Annotated in this window: 11 protein-coding genes; 8 read left to right on the forward strand and 3 right to left on the reverse strand. The window is 30.5% G+C overall.

Features of this window, described 5'->3' with window-relative positions; all coding sequences use genetic code 11:
* Positions 1-145: 145 nt before the first annotated feature.
* The 3 genes from CF66_RS02410 to CF66_RS02420 all read left to right on the forward strand — a co-directional run bounded on the left by CF66_RS02410 (position 146) and on the right by CF66_RS02420 (position 7,803).
* On the forward strand, positions 146-4,996 hold the full coding sequence (locus tag CF66_RS02410) for an NAD-glutamate dehydrogenase (protein ID WP_034411425.1): 4,851 nt from the start codon (positions 146-148) through the stop codon (positions 4,994-4,996).
* A 40-nt stretch (positions 4,997-5,036) separates the two neighbouring features.
* The gene (gene pyrD, locus CF66_RS02415; RefSeq protein WP_034411426.1) at positions 5,037-6,047 is read left to right on the forward strand and encodes a quinone-dependent dihydroorotate dehydrogenase; all 1,011 of its coding nucleotides are present in this window, start codon (positions 5,037-5,039) and stop codon (positions 6,045-6,047) included.
* 97 nt (positions 6,048-6,144) lie between these two features.
* Positions 6,145-7,803, forward strand: a complete 1,659-nt coding sequence (locus tag CF66_RS02420) for a DUF3466 family protein (protein WP_052541665.1) — start codon at positions 6,145-6,147, stop codon at positions 7,801-7,803.
* A gap of 51 nt (positions 7,804-7,854) precedes the next feature.
* Here CF66_RS02420 and fabA read toward each other — a convergent pair whose 3' ends face one another.
* Positions 7,855-8,373: a bifunctional 3-hydroxydecanoyl-ACP dehydratase/trans-2-decenoyl-ACP isomerase gene (fabA, locus tag CF66_RS02425; protein ID WP_016503403.1), complete on the reverse strand. Its 519-nt coding sequence runs from the start codon at positions 8,371-8,373 to the stop codon at positions 7,855-7,857.
* 221 nt (positions 8,374-8,594) lie between these two features.
* On the opposite strand from fabA, the gene CF66_RS02430 reads away from it, so the two are divergent.
* Positions 8,595-8,753 (forward strand): hypothetical protein, encoded by a 159-nt coding sequence (locus tag CF66_RS02430; protein WP_155993921.1) that lies wholly within the window; start codon positions 8,595-8,597, stop codon positions 8,751-8,753.
* 261 nt (positions 8,754-9,014) lie between these two features.
* Here CF66_RS02430 and CF66_RS02440 read toward each other — a convergent pair whose 3' ends face one another.
* Complete coding sequence (locus CF66_RS02440; protein ID WP_016503402.1) at positions 9,015-9,341, reverse strand: TusE/DsrC/DsvC family sulfur relay protein; 327 nt, start codon at positions 9,339-9,341, stop codon at positions 9,015-9,017.
* 109 nt (positions 9,342-9,450) lie between these two features.
* Positions 9,451-10,134: a GTP cyclohydrolase I FolE gene (gene folE, locus CF66_RS02445; RefSeq protein WP_016503401.1), complete on the reverse strand. Its 684-nt coding sequence runs from the start codon at positions 10,132-10,134 to the stop codon at positions 9,451-9,453.
* 205 nt (positions 10,135-10,339) lie between these two features.
* Here folE and CF66_RS02450 point away from each other — a divergent pair, with 205 nt between their 5' ends.
* The 4 genes from CF66_RS02450 to tkt all read left to right on the forward strand — a co-directional run bounded on the left by CF66_RS02450 (position 10,340) and on the right by tkt (position 16,077).
* Positions 10,340-12,454 (forward strand): LruC domain-containing protein, encoded by a 2,115-nt coding sequence (locus CF66_RS02450; RefSeq protein ID WP_016503400.1) that lies wholly within the window; start codon positions 10,340-10,342, stop codon positions 12,452-12,454.
* 5 nt (positions 12,455-12,459) lie between these two features.
* Entirely contained in the window at positions 12,460-12,921 is a 462-nt protein-coding gene (locus tag CF66_RS02455; protein ID WP_034411427.1) for a hypothetical protein, read from the forward strand.
* Between the two features lie 118 nt (positions 12,922-13,039).
* Complete coding sequence (gene tal / locus CF66_RS02460) at positions 13,040-13,999, forward strand: transaldolase (protein WP_016503399.1); 960 nt, start codon at positions 13,040-13,042, stop codon at positions 13,997-13,999.
* Positions 14,000-14,076: 77 nt separating this feature from the next.
* Complete coding sequence (tkt, locus tag CF66_RS02465) at positions 14,077-16,077, forward strand: transketolase (RefSeq protein ID WP_034411428.1); 2,001 nt, start codon at positions 14,077-14,079, stop codon at positions 16,075-16,077.
* Positions 16,078-16,155: the final 78 nt, after the last annotated feature.

Genomic DNA, 16,155 nt, shown 5'->3' on the forward strand with positions numbered 1-16,155 from the left:
AATCTAAAAATATAAAAGTTCTTTTTTTTACATTTTTATTATTTTTTGAAATAAACTTATCTAAATAAATATCTCCATTGAAACTTGGCTTACTTTTAGGCTATTTTAGAATAAAATTTCAAACATAGATTATGGAGTTTTAATTATGATGTATAGTAAAACTTTAACTCCGACTTTACTTAAAAAAATATATAAGATTATTAGAACGAAATTGCCTTCTATTACCCAAAATTTAGTAATAAAATTAGCCCAGCATCTACTTAATAATATTGCTCAAGATGATTTGATAGATCGAAATGAATATGATTTATATGGAGCTATTATTAGTTTATGGAATCATATTAATGAAAATAAAACAGAGAAAATTTCAGTAAAAGTCTTTAATCCGACAGTAAACAGACAAGGGTGGCAATCTATACATACTATTATTGAAATGGTTATGCCAGATGCTCCATTTTTATTTGATTCAATTAAAATGACCCTAAATCGTTTAGATTTATCTGCTTACCTTATGCTTCATGGACCAATTCAACTTAAAAAAGATGAAAAAGGGGACATTGTTGATATAAATGAAGGATATGGTCGGTTTCAATCCTTATTTCATATAGAAATCAATCGTCTAAATGATGATGAAAAAATCATATTACTTAAAAATGAATTACATAGAATACTAAAAGACGTCAATTTAATTGTAAAAGACTGGGCGTTAATGCTTAAAAAATTAAAACAAATAATCAATGAAATTGAAATTAAAAAAAATACTTTCCCCATTAAAGATATATACTATGATGATGTAGTACAGTTTTTACATTGGTTAGGTGACGATAATTTTACTTTTATGGGTTACAAAGAATATGATCTTGCAACTATTGATGATGAGACTGAACTAAAACCAACTGATGAAAAAGGATTAGGTCTATTTACATATGAACGATATATTAGAGGGGTAAAATTAACTGATTTTCCCGATTCAGCTTATCTTAAAGCTAAACAACCATTTTTTCTAATTTTAACAAAAGGAAGTTCACAATCTCAAATTCACCGTCCAGCATATACCGATTATATTGGTATAAAAAAATTTAATGATAAAGGAAAAGTGATAGGTGAACATCGATTTACTGGCCTTTATACTTCTGCTGTTTATAATCAAAGTATTAATAATATTCCTCTTGTTAAGCAAAAAGTTATTCGCATTCTTAAATCTAGTGGTCACCGTAAAGCTTCATATTCATATAAAGCATTACATAATATTTTAGAAAATTATCCTCGCGATGAACTACTTCAAGCAAAAGAAAACGAATTATTAGAAATAGCTATGGGTGTTTTACATATGAAAGAACGCGATTTACTGCGTCTTTTTATCCGTAAAGACCCATTTGGTCGGTTTTTCAGTTGCATGGTATATATTACTAAGGAACGGTATAATACAGAGCTACGTCGACAGATGCAATGTATTTTTCAAGAATATTTTAATTCTACAAAAGAAGTTGAATTTACAACGTATTTCTCAGAAAGATCTTTAGCTAGAACTCATTATATTATTCGTGTTGATAATAATAATATAAACTTAGATATTAAAAAAATAGAACAAAATCTAATTGAAGTATCTTCCACTTGGGATGATAGACTATCAAAGGCTATTATAATGAATTTTGGAGAAAGTAAAGGACTATCACTTTCTAAAAAATATATGAAAATCTTTCCTCGTTCATACAAAGAAAGTGTAATGCCAGGTTCTGCAGTAATAGATATAGAACATTTAGAAAAACTAAATGATAAAAATAAATTTGAAATGCTTCTTTATAGACCACAGGAGATAAGGGCAGAGTCAAAAATAGTACGTTTAAAATTATATCATCAAAACCATCTAATTCACTTATCTGATGTAATGCCTATGCTAGAAAATTTAAATTTAAGGGTAATTAGAGAGTCTCCTTATGAAGTTTCTAAATTAGGAAGAAAAATAGGAAGAAAAAAATATTGGATTTTAGATTTTTTAATGTTACATAACAGCGAAAACATTATAGACTTCCACTCAGCTAAAGAACGTTTTCAACAAGCTTTTTCTGAAATTTTATCTGGTAATTCAGAAAATGATGGTTTTAACAGATTAATTTTAAATGCTTCTTTATCTGTAAGAGAAATTTCTATTTTACGTGCTTACGCCTCTTACATGCGTCAAGTTGGCTTTCCATTTAGTCTTCAATACATTGAAGATACATTGAATCATTATCCTGAAGTAGCCAAAAATCTAATAAACCTTTTTATAATGAGATTTGATCCAAAATTAAATAGCAATCCAGAATACCTTCTCAAAGATCTCAAAAAACATCTTAGGCATATAGATAATTTAGATGATGATCGAATTATTCGGCGATATATAGAAATAATCCTTGCTACGCTTCGTACAAACTATTACCAAAAAGATGAATATAATAAATCTAAAGCTTGGTTGTCATTAAAAATCAAACCAAATAAAATTGCTGATATTCCAAAACCAATTCCTGAATTTGAAATTTTTGTTTATGCATCAGATATGGAAGGTGTACATTTGCGTGGAGGGAAAATTGCGCGTGGAGGAGTACGTTGGTCAGATCGCCAAGAGGATTTTCGTACAGAAATACTTGGGTTACTAAAAGCTCAACAAGTTAAAAATACTGTGATTGTTCCTGTTGGAGCAAAAGGTGGTTTTATTTGTAAAAAACAACATATGTTATTATCTAGCAATGAGATTTTTAAAGAAGCTCAACATTGCTATAAACGTTTTATTAAAGCATTGCTAGATATTACTGATAACATTATTGAAGGAAAAACAGTAACTCCAAAAAATGTAGTTTGTTATGATTCAGATGATCCATACTTAGTAGTAGCAGCTGATAAAGGAACTTCAAGTTTTTCTGATTTAGCTAATTCTTTATCAAAACAATACAATTTTTGGCTTGGTGATGCATTTGCATCTGGTGGTTCTAATGGTTACGACCATAAATCTATTGGAATCACAGCTAAAGGGGTCTGGGAATCAGTTAAACGTCATTTTCGAGAAATTGGTATAAATTATCAAACTAAATACTTTACTGCTATAGGTATAGGTGATATGGGAGGCGATGTGTTTGGTAATGGCATGCTTCTATCTAAAAATATTCTTTTACAAGCTGCATTCAATCATACGGATATATTTATAGACCCTAATCCAGAACCGAATGCTAGCTGGAAAGAACGAAATCGTTTATTCAATATTTCTAATTCTAGTTGGAAAGATTATAATCCTAATATACTTTCTAAAGGTGGTGGAATTTTCTCAAGGTGTTCTAAATCTATCTTTTTAACAAAAGAAATGCAAAACATGTTAAGTACTAAAAAGATTTCTATGTCATCTAATGAGCTGATTAAATCAATTCTATCTATGAAGGCAGATCTTCTTTGGAATGGTGGAGTAGGAACGTATGTTAAAGCATCTAACGAAAAACATATAGATGTAGGAGATCATTCTAATGATATGTTACGTATTGATGCCTGTAACTTAAAAGCTAAAGTTGTTGCTGAAGGTGGCAATTTGGGCATGACTCAACTTGGACGAATTGAATATGCACTTCTTGGCGGTCAAGTAAATACTGATTTTGTTGATAATGTAAGTGGTGTAGCTTGCTCAGATAATGAAGTAAATATTAAAATTCTATTGAATTCTCTTATGCAAAATGGTGATCTTACCATAAAACAAAGAAACAATATTCTATCTTCTATGGAAAGTGAAGTAAATAAAATTGTGTTAAATGATGCTTATTGTCAATCAGAATCAATTTCAGTCACTGAGTATCAAGGTATTTCATCAATAAAAGAACAAATTAGGTTTATTCATGTTATGGAAAGATCGGGATATTTAGATCGAACTTTAGAAAATATTCCTGATGATGAAACTTTGCTAGAACGAGCAAAACAAGGAATGTCTTTAACAAAACCAGAATTATCTATTTTAATTGCATATAGCAAAATGATTCTAAAGAATAAACTAGTGCATAAAAATATTATCAATGATCAATTTCACTCCGAAAAATTATTAATTTACTTTCCAATGAAGTTAGGATACAAATATTCTTCATGTCTAAAGAAACATCCACTTCGTTCAGAGATAATTTCAACTGTTCTTGCTAATCAGATGGTTAATGAAATGGGGTATAATTTTGTAACACGTCTTCAAGAAGAAACCGGAGCAAATATTGCTGATATAACTAATTCATACGTTGCTGCAAGAGAAATATATAACTTAGGTCTAGCATTAAAAGAAATACGACAGTTAGATAATATTGCAAATACTAAAACTCAATACGATATTATATCCTACATAAGGAGGACATTGCGCGGTTTATCTCGTTGGTTATTAAGAAATCATGCAGGAGGGGAAAAATCAGTAAAAGAAATAATTTCGCTATACCAAGTTGATATTCAAATAATTACTAAAAATCTTGACAAGATACTTGTAGCTCATGAGGTTGATGAACATAATATCACGGCAAAACTTTGGATAGAGAAAGGGATTTCTGAGAAACTGGCTAATTATATCGCTCGTTTATCTAGTTTATATTCTGTACTTGACATATCAACAATTGCTAGACAAAAAGGGACGGATATTCAGCAAACTGCTAAATTATACTATTACCTAGGCAATAAACTTTCATTGCATTGGTTTTTAAAACAAATAAATAATCAAGCGGTTGATAATAATTGGCAAGATCTAGCTAAAGCAGCATTTCGTGAAGACTTAAATTGGCAACAACGACAGTTAACTCGACAAGTATTAAGTTGTAAATGTAAATCTGAGATTGAAAATTTTGATGCAATAAGAACTTTAGATAAATGGCTGGAAACTAATAAACTTTCTTTAAATCGTTGGAAAAATGTTTTAAACGAATTTAAAGTAGGTTCGGTACATGAATTTGCTAAATTTTCCGTCGCGCTAAGAGAATTAATGCTATTAAATTTAATTTGTACTAAAAATTAAATAAATATGTTACATATTTTTAATATATTGTTTTGGAGATATGATGAATCGTATAGTTAGAGATTTAATGTTTCTTTTTGATCCTGAAAAAACACATAATCTAATTATTCAAATCCTTAAGTATTTTGGTGGTACCCCACTTGACTGGATTTATCGTCAACGCCTACCTCATCGTCCTATTAAATGTATGGGATTAAATTTTAGAAATCCTGTTGGTTTAGCTGCAGGATTTGATAAAAATGGAGAATGTTTAGAAGCTCTGGATGCAATGGGATTTGGATTTGTTGAAGTAGGAACTGTTACTCCGAGACCACAATTTGGCAATGATAAACCCCGTCTATTTAGACTCATTGAGGCCCAAGGGATGATAAATAGAATGGGATTTAATAACCTTGGTGTCGATCATCTTGTAGAAAATATTAAATCTGCTAAATTTTCTTTTGTACTTGGAGTTAATATTGGAAAAAATGAAGGCACACCAATCGAAAAATCAGAAAAAGATTACTTAATTTGCATGGAAAAAGTATATGAATATGCCGATTATATTACAATTAATATATCATCTCCTAATACAGAAAAACTTCGTTCTCTTCAATATGGTGAATCTTTAAATAATCTACTTACTGTTTTGAAGATTAAGCAGAAAGAATTACTAAAAAAACATGCAAAGTACGTACCTTTAACTATTAAAATTTCACCAGATCTTAATCCTCATGAAATTAGTAAAATTTGCCAATCATTAATAAAAAACAATATTGATGGAGTTATTGCTACAAATACCACTCTTGATAAAACTGTTGTTAATAGGATGAAATATGCTAATGAAATAGGTGGACTAAGTGGTAAACCTATTCAAACATCTAGTACAAAAATAGTTCTTCATTTACATAAAGAACTTGGTAATGATATCCCAATTATTGGAGTAGGTGGAGTTGATTCTTGTATTTCTGCAAGAGAAAAATTGATTTCAGGAGCTACATTAATTCAGATTTATTCCGGTTTTATATATTATGGACCTAAATTATTAAAAGAAATTATAAAAAATCTTTAAAAATTTTTTCTTTATATCACAAGCAAATCGTTATACGAAGGTTCTAAAATTGATTTTTCAGAATAAATTATTTAAAACAGCAAACATAACTTTCATTATGATTTGGACAGTAAGTGTTAACGCAGCACTATATAAAGTTGTTGAGGTTATAGTTCCTAGTGAAATATCTAATTTAGGAAAGTATACTCAAACTCGTGGTGTTGCCATTTTACCCAGTTTTAAAGGAGGTGCACTAGGCTGCTTTGGTACTTATTGCGAATCTCTAGATTTTCCATTAGCAGGCGAAACAAGAATCCATATTGATGCCTATAATTATCGTGAAGAATCACCGTTTTCTATGGATCGATCATTTAAATATATTCAAAAAGATGTAGACTTTGAAAATTATTGTTATCAAGAACTCTTATACGCTACGTGTTCTTCTTGGGCTAATAAACACTGGATCGCAAGAAAGAAAGAATTAGAAGGTAGCACAATCTCCAATGCATTGGCATTTGTAGAGTATCATGTTGATGCTTTTCCTAATGAGTTAAACAATGTTATTAACGGATTAACAAGCTCAGCTAAACCTATTGGCAATCAAAGTATCATAGGAAAAACTCGTAATCGAATAGTATCTCCTATTTATCCAAAAAATAATACCTCATTAAAAGATTGGAAAGAAGGACGAGCATGGGCAATCGATAATACAAATACTTATGCTGTTGGTAGCATTTCTCGTGAAAAATCTAATATAAATGGGGTACATTATACTTCAAAAGCTGCTATTTGGAAAAATGGAGAAGAGCCAATTGAATTGAATTGGCCAAGCAATACTGAAAATAGCAATGAGTTTCTTGCCCAAGGAAGTATGAGAGATATTGTTATTAGCGATGGCTATATTTATGGTGTTGGCTTCAATTCATACGAACAAAACAACTATTATAATGCTTCTGTATTTAAAACTTCTGTTGAAAATTACGATACTCCAAGTAATTGGTTGTCTATTCCCATTAAAAACACTCAATCTAAAATTAATGGTGAATTAATTTACAGTAATTCAGTAGCGAAATCCATTAACAATAACTTAGTTATTATAGGAACAGCAAAGCGATCAGGCAGTAAACCATACAAAGGTTCAGCTAGTAATCGAATTTTTGTTATCGATGATGCTTCAGCTTTAGAGCCATATGCTATTTTTTTATCCGGTGGTATTTTTTTTGATGGAGCAGGAGGTAAGGTAGGTTCTATTAATAACTATAATGAAATTGTTGGTCAGTTAGATATGGAAAATATAAGAGAAAAAGATGGAAAACCAAGACGAAAACGTGCGTTTATTTATCCATATCAGGGAAATGGAACCAATAGTATCCGTTCATCCATCTTTAATGATCGAGCTTATTTCCTTGATGATTTAACTTATGGCGACACTTTAAATACACCTAATGGTACTTCTTCATCAAATAATTTTTATCGTATCTTAGACGCAACTGATATTAATGATGCAGGAGTTATCTCAGGTACAGCAATTAAATGTACTGATTTAAATAACAATCCAAAAGAATATGATAATTATACTCATAATTCACATTGTGACGGAACAGAACGCATTGTAGCAGTTAAATTAATACCTATTCATAACACAAATCAGATAGATATAAAAACTCGTGCATGGGACGAAATACAAACATTTGAAAGACAACATGCTGGCAGTTTGGTATGGTTAGCATTGCTCTACCCATTTATTTTTCTTATAAGAAAAATAAGAAAAAAATAATCTTAAAAGATCAAAACCAAAACCTGTTTTATTTGTTGCTTTACTTTTAAATTAAAAAGATGAAGTATCTTGAAATAAACCTACTTTAAGACCTTTAGCTAAGTAAATTTCTTTTCCATCAACTAAAACTCGACCATCAGCTAATCCCATAACTAATCTACGTTTTACTGAACGTCTGATATGAATTTCATAAACTACTTTTTTTGAAGTTGGCAGTATTTGGCTTAAAAACTTAACTTCACCAACACCTAGTGCGCGCCCTTTACCTTTTCCTCCAATCCATCCAAGAAAGAATCCAACAAGTTGCCACATCGCATCGAGACCAAGACAACCAGGCATTACAGGATCATCAAGGAAGTGGCAATCAAAAAACCAAAGGTCTGGAGTAATATCGAGTTCAGCTAATATTAAACCTTTGCCAAAATCACCTAAAGTTTCAGAAATTTTAGTTACTCTATCTATCATCAGCATGCTTGGTGCTGGTAATTGTGGATAACCAAAACCAAATAACTTGCCTTGGCTAGAATCTAATAGATCATTACGGCTATACGAATCAGGTTTATTTTGCATTATCAATCACTCCAATTTTCTTTAGATTGCATGTTAGTTAATGAGGACGATCTTAACAACTCCGATCAGTAATTATCCAAGATGCTTAAAAAGCATTTTAATATTATTAATGCAATTTTATTCTGTTTTTTTGATAAAAATTTTGATAAAAAATTACACCATAACTTTATGTTAAACATGTTAAATATGAAATAAAAAAATTTTAAAAAACTAGAATCTAAATGGTCCTATTTAAATTAAAAAATAAATGGAATTTAGTAGAAAATATTACTAAGCATACTTATACTGATAAAGTCACTAGTACTATTGATAAATTTTTTAATCCAATATTCTTACTAAATTGGATTGATAAGCGTATGTCTTTTAGCTTAAAAAAGTAAAATGGATTAGGCGACACGAGCTCAACGAAAATGTTACTTTAATAATAAACATTACGAAACTAAGAAAAAATCACTTGACATTGATTATTCAGTATGGAAAGGAAACTTTCTTATCAAATAAACTAGATCTTACATTATCTGATACACATAGAATATGTTTTATTTGAATTATCTGAAAACAAAAAAACTAATTTTGCTTTAATATTCAAAATGAACTAAAAAGTGGTTTATTAGAGATAGTAAATACATTATCTTTTTATATTACAAGCATCTAGAAGGTTTAGGAAGACCTGCTAGCTTAGCTGCTTGCTGAGCTGGACCTTTTTTAAATAATTTAAATAGATACTTACTATTCCCTTTTGTTTTACCATGAACCTTTTCAATAGCTTTCACAAGAATTCTCATTGTAGGGGAAATGTTAAACTTTTTATAAAATTCTCTAATAAAATAAATAACTTCCATATGTTCATCAGTAAGTTCAATATTTTCTTCTTTAGCTAAGATTATAACCATACCGATATCCCATTGCTTGTAATCAAGTAAAAACCCCTCTAAATCAGTACGAACTAATTTACCATTGTATTTCATAAAAAATATTATATCTCTAATATTAATAAGTAAAAAGAATTAATAAATATCCATCAATTTTGATATATCAGATAAGTATTAACATAATATATATAATGTGCTCTAGATTTTATTTCGTACTAGATTTATTAAAAAATTCTTGACGAGCAGATTTACTTTTCTTGAAAATGCCCCCAAGTGCAGTTGTACTTGTCTCGCTTGTAACATCTACAATTCCACGAGATTTTACACAATAATGAACAGCATCAATAACAACTGCGACATCACTGGACTCTAACAAAGTTTGCAATGCAAGTAAAATTTGTTCTGTCATACGTTCTTGAACCTGAGGCCTTTTTGAGAAAAAATGCACAATACGATTTATCTTAGAAAGACCAATAATTTTCCTTTTTGGAACGTATCCTATAGCTGCTTTTCCATCTATAGTGATGAAATGATGTTCGCAAGTACTAGTTAAACTAATATTTTTTATAAAAACCATTTCAGTAATATTCATTTTATTCTCAATCAGAGTAATTTTAGGAAAATTTTGGTAATACAGACCAGAAAACACTTCATCCATATACATTGATGCAACACGGAATGGAGTATCCTTTAAACTGTCGTCCATCAAATTTAATCCTAAAAGGCCAAGAACTTCACGAATATGATACTCAATCTTTTCTTTTTTTACTTTATAATTCAAGTTCAACTGATCAAGAGACATTGGTGTTTCTAGCCCGCTAGATTCTAACGCATTTTTTACTAACTTAGCTGCTCGGCTAAGGTCTAATAATGTTTTACTTTTTTCCACCTACAGAACCCCCTTGGTAATATACAGTTTCTTTTTTCTATACTGCCCTTAGCAAGCAAATATATTATACTAAATATATATGGATTTTTTTTACAAATTGCCATTTGCAAAATACACTTAATTTTACCTATTAAGTTTACTAATTTAGATAATAATTTACTGGCACTAACTTTGTAAATTAATTCCTCTTTAGATAAGGTATTTTATGTATAGGTCAATTCTTTTCATTATTATAATATTATTCGCAAATGATATATTTTCTTCACCATTTGATACCTGTGCTAGCGAAGCATACTTATTTCAAGGAGATCCTGTCCAAGTATACGGTGTTAATTTAGCAACTGGTAAAACAAATGTGCTTGAAACAAATACTGGAGTAAATGCCAATATTAATGCTATTGGTTTTAACTACCAAGATCGGTATATTTATGGTTATGATACAATGAACCTTCGAGTTGTACGATTAGGAAAAAATTTTCAAGTAGAAGCCTTAACAGTAATAGGACTTCCATCTCATATATTCTATGTTGGTGATGTTTATAATCATACTTTATATTTATATCACCAAAATAAAGGATTATTTCAAATTAAATTAGATCCTTTAGATGAGAATCCAATGGCAACTTTAGTTCTCGAAAAAATTACCAGTGTAGCTACCATAGCCTTAACAGATTTTGCTTTTCATCCTGTTAACGGAAAATTATATGGTGTAGATAACAATACTGGCGGTTTATATCAACTAGATACTCAAACTGGTGGAGAAAACTATATTGGTAATATTGGAGTAACAGGAACATTCGGCGCAGGTTATTTTGATTCTAATGGCAATTATTATATTTCTAGAAATTCTGATGGTAATATTTTTCGAATCAATCTATCGGATTACGATAATCTAAATAATGAATCAATTCAAGCTGAAATATTCTCTTATGGACCATATTCTAGTCAAAATGATGGTGCTCGTTGTGCTAATGCACCTATTGTTAAATCAAATTCAAATATTGATTTTGGCGATGCTCCTAATAGTTATTCTACACTTTTAGATTCTAATGGTCCTCGTCATGGTATTAGTTCTTCCTTTTATCTTGGTTCAATACCACCAGATGGTGAAAAAGATGGATTACTTACTCCTTTAGATGACAATAAACTAAACCAAAAAGATGAAGATGGTATTATTTTTATCACTGCTATTGAACCTGGTATGGATACCTTAGTTTCTATCCAAGCATCAAGATCCGGTTATCTTTCTGCATGGTTAGACTGGAATCAAGATGGAGATTTTCAAGATCTAGAAGAAAAAATATTTTCAGATCTTCAACTTGTATCAGGCAGTAACATTTTACGATTGCCAGTACCAAACCATGCAAATATTGGTTCTACTTGGAGTCGTTTTCGATTCAGTGATCAAACCAATATTGATTTTTTTGGAGGAGCACAAAAAGGTGAAGTAGAGGATCATCAAATTCTTATTACAGAAAATGGGATTGCTGTACGCTACTACCCAAATGAATCTGGCTATATCACTGTTGCATTTGAAGATAATTGGCCTCATAAAGCAGATTATGATATGAATGATCTTGTAGTTCGTTACCGTGTAACTGAATCATTAAAGAATAAAAAAATAAATCATATAATAATACAAGGATACCTAGCTGCATATGGAGCTGGTTATCATAATGGTTTTGGAATCCGACTTTCAGGTCTTAATCGAACAGATATTGATAATTCACTTACATCAATGAAACACAATGGTATAATACAAGCATCTAATGGATTAGAAACAATATCCAATGAAGCAATTTTTATAATATCCAATGATATGTCTCAGCTTATTCCTAAACAGTGTGAATATTTTCGTACTCAACAAAACTGTCAAGAATTAATTAATTTTTCATTTGAATTAAATATTTTTACTAAAGAAGACTCTGATACATCTACATTAATAGATATGCCTTATGATCCATTTATTTTTGCAACACCAAACCGCTATCATGGTGAAGAAATTACCTTTCAACCAGGAAGAAAATGGGAAGTACATCTTGCTGACCAAGCACCTACTGAACAATTTGATTGGCTTAATTTATTTACTGTTGGCCTTGATAGTAGCAATCCTAATGAAAATAGGTACTTTAAAACGACTGGTAATTTACCTTGGGCTCTAATGGTAACAAATGAATGGAAGTGGCCTCAAGAACGAGTTGATCTGATTACTGCTTATCCTGATTTTGCTAGATATGCTGAATCAGCTGGTCAAGAAAAACAGAACTGGCATTTGGAAATTAATGCAATTGCTGATAAGATTTACAATCAGGAAAATTAATAGTTATGAATATAAAAAGGATCATTATATTAACATTAATAATATTTATTACAGCTTGCAATAGTAATGATGAATATAACTATACTCAAACAAAGGAATCTTTGTCACCGTCTTCGGATTCATATAACTCTGAAGAAAAACTAAGAAAAATGTCTGATCTTGTCGTACCTAATGATTTTAATTATAATTCAATTATAGAAAAAGAAGTTATTGTTGATATTAGCACTTATTCAACTGAAAAAGCTCATCTTTCGATTTACAGCAGGTTTTCAATAAATGATAATGGAAATTATATACCCGATTTAAATAGCAGAATACTTTCTACTCCGTTAGATAATGGGAAAGCAACATTAAATTTTTACGTAAATGATATACAAGCTAATACATTAGCAGAAATATGGTTTTATGATGGAAAAGATCCAATTCAGTACCAATTTACTCCGCTAGAAAATAGCTGGATATGGTAAATATTATAAAAAAACAAATACAAACGTAATGTTATGCTGCATTGGCAATATATCAGTTGATAACTGCTAGTCAGTCAATTCCTTAGCCTTGAATTTAAAATAAGGATAATTATTTAATATGAGTAATAAATTGGAACAACTACGAAAACTTGTTACTGTCGTAGCAGATACTGGAGAAATTAGTGAAATTAAAAAATATAAACCAAAAGATGCAACTACTAATCCATCTCTTATTTTAAAAGCAGTCAAAAATAGAAATTATGAAGCATTACTCTATCAAGCGATTAAATATGGGAAAATTCAAGGCAATAATAAATCAGAAAAAATTCAATGTACTTGTGATATTCTCACTGTTAAGATAGGAGAAGAAATTCTTAAAACAATTCCTGGTCGTATTTCCACCGAAGTAGATGCCCGACTTTCTTATGATACTTATAGAAGCATAGAAAAAGCTAGGAAATTAATAAAAATTTACAATAATTTGGGAATTTCTAATAATCGTATTCTCATCAAATTAGCTGCCACTTGGGAAGGAATACGAGCTGCAGAACAACTTGAAAAAGAAGGGATTAATTGCAATCTAACGCTGGTATTTTCATTTGCTCAAGCGCGTGCATGTGCTGAAGCTAATGTCTTTTTAATTTCACCTTTTGTTGGTCGAATTATGGATTGGTATGAAAGAAAAGAAGGTCATGATTGCAAAACTAAAATAGACCCAGGTGTTCTATCAGTATCTAATATATATTCTTACTATAAAGAATATAGCTATAAAACAATTATAATGGGAGCAAGTTTTCGGAATACAAAACAAATTCTTGAACTTGCAGGTTGTGATGCTTTAACAATTCCCCCTCAACTTTTAAAACAACTAGAATCTGAAAAAGGGAAAGTAACACGGAAACTAGTGAAGTCTATCCATGAAAATAATTCTAAAAAACGACCTGTTTCGATGACTCATTCTGAATTTCTTTGGGAACATAATAATGATCCAATGGCTGTAGAAAAATTAACTGAAGGAATACGAAATTTTTCAATTGATCAAAAACAATTAGAGATGATAATTGAAGATAGACTTTAGTTATTGATTCTAATAAAACATTCCAATTAAAACCCCAATTTTTTCTTACCTAATTTAAAATTTCCCGGATGTGATATATGAACCATAGATATTTAGCCAACGCTATTCGTGCTTTAAGCATGGATGCCATACAATTGGCCAACTCTGGTCATCCAGGTGCACCAATGGGTATGGCAGATATAGCCGAAGTGCTTTGGCGTTTTCATTTAAACCATAATCCACTCAATCCAAACTGGATAAATCGCGATCGTTTTGTATTATCTAATGGTCACGCTTCAATGTTAATATACTCTGTATTACACTTAACTGGTTATGCAGTTTCAATTGATGATTTAAAAAAATTTCGTCAATTACATTCTAAAACCCCTGGTCATCCAGAATATAGACAAACTCCGGGTATTGAAACCACTACTGGACCATTAGGACAAGGGCTAGCTAATGCTGTAGGAATGGCCATAGCTGAAAAAAATTTAGGAGCTAAGTTTAATAAAGAGCAATATAGAATTATTGACCATTTTACTTATGTATTTATAGGTGATGGCTGTTTGATGGAAGGGATATCTCACGAAGCTTGTTCTTTAGCAGGAACATTAGGTCTCGGAAAACTTATTGCTATTTGGGATAACAATGGAATTTCAATAGATGGTGAAGTAAAAGGATGGTTTTCTGATAATACTGCTAAGCGTTTTGAAGCATATGGATGGCATGTAATTCCGATGGTAAATGGTCATTCTTTTAAAGAAATTAATAATGCAATTGAAGAGGCTAAAGCAGAATTAGCTCGCCCTACCCTAATTTGCACTAAAACTATTATTGGTTTTGGCTCACCAAATAAATCTTCTTCTCATAATTGCCATGGTGCACCATTAGGTATCAAGGAAATTTCTTATACACGTAAAAAATTGAATTGGAAACATTCTCCGTTTCAGATTCCAGAAAAAGTTTATAATGCTTGGGATGCTAAGGGAAAAGGGAAATTAAAAGAATCAATTTGGAATGATCTGTTAGTAGCATATGGTAACGAATATCCAAAACTGGCAAGGGAATTTAAACGTCGAATTATTGGTGAATTACCTAAAGAATGGAAAGAAAGATCAAATAAAATTATCGCTAACCTGCAGTGTAATCCGAGAAACATAGCATCACGAAAAGCATCACAAAACGCATTGGAAGAATTTAGTTCAATATTACCTGAATTACTAGGAGGATCTGCTGACCTTTCACCATCTAATCTAACTACATGGTCAAACTCTAAAATTATCTCTTCTAATAATCCATCAGGCAATTACATTCATTATGGTGTACGTGAATTTGGTATGACAGCTATTATAAATGGTATATCACTCTACGGCGGATTTATTCCATATGGTGCAACATTTTTAATGTTTATGGAATATGCTCATAATGCAATACGTATGGCTGCATTAATGAAAATTCAAAATATTCAAGTATATACACATGACTCTATCGGTCTTGGAGAAGATGGACCAACTCATCAACCAATTGAACAAATTGCATCACTACGTTTAATACCAAATATGAGTACATGGCGTCCATGTGATCAAGTAGAATCTGCAGTTGCTTGGAAATTAGCAATTGAAAGAAAAAATGCTCCAACATCTCTTATCTTATCTCGTCAAAATTTAACACAACAAAATCGAACAACACAACAAGTTGAGAATATTAAAAAAGGTGGATATATTCTAAGGGATTGTATTAATAAACCAAAATTAATTCTCATTGCAACTGGTTCAGAAGTTCAACTAGCAATGAGAGCAGCTGAAAAATTAAATAGCGAAGGGAAAAAAACTCGTGTAGTTTCAATGCCAGCTACAGATGTTTTTGATAAGCAAGATATACTCTATCAGGAACAAGTTCTTCCTTCAGATGTCAAAGCACGAATTGCTATTGAAGCAAGTATTTCAGATTTTTGGTACAAATATGTAGGATTCTCTGGTAGGGTTATAGGGATGCAAACATTTGGTAAATCAGCGCCAGCTAATCAATTATTTAAAATATTTGGTTTTACTATTGAAAACATAGTAAATATAGCAAATGAATTATTAACTAAAAAATAAAACTAGACTCTCTTAATAATCAATCAGTAGTTATTATTAATTTAGTTGATTTAATCAATCTAAATTTGTAGAAAATAT

The sequence above is a fragment of the Candidatus Photodesmus anomalopis genome (genome assembly GCF_000731785.2).
GTDB classification, from domain to species: Bacteria; Pseudomonadota; Gammaproteobacteria; order Enterobacterales; family Vibrionaceae; genus Vibrio; species Vibrio anomalopis.